The 524-nt window shown below is 74.0% G+C and carries 1 pseudogene; it reads left to right on the forward strand.

What is annotated here, in order from left to right:
* A pseudogene (locus AC1DYG_RS19205) lies at window positions 1-524 on the forward strand (1,4-alpha-glucan branching enzyme); the annotation flags it as partial.

Consider the following 524-nt stretch of genomic DNA (forward strand, 5'->3'; position numbering starts at 1 on the left):
GACTACCGACTGGTCGTCGAGTACSCGGGCGGGCACACCGTCGTCACCGCCGACGGCTACCGCTTCCTGCCGACGCTCGGGGATCTCGACCTGCACCTGTTCGGCGAGGGCCGGCACGAACGGCTCTGGGAGGCGCTCGGCGCGCACCCCCGCAGCTACGACACCCCGGACGGCCCGGTCACCGGCACCTCGTTCGCGGTGTGGGCACCCGCCGCGCGGGGCGTCACGCTGATCGGCGACTTCGACCTCTGGGGCGGGCAGACCGCACCGATGCGGGCGCTGGGCTCCACCGGCGTCTGGGAACTGTTCGTGCCCGGCATCGAGCCCGGCGCGTTGTACAAGTTCCGGGTGCACGGCGCCGACGGCTCGGTGCGGGACAAGGCCGACCCGATGGCGTGCGCCACCGAGGTGCCGCCCGCCACCGCGTCCGGGGTCGACGCCAGCACCCACACCTGGACCGACGCCGCCTGGCTGCGGGCCCGCGCCGAGACGGAGCCGAACCAGTCGCCGATGAGCGTCTACGA

The organism is Pedococcus sp. P1_H8 (genome assembly GCF_056405175.1).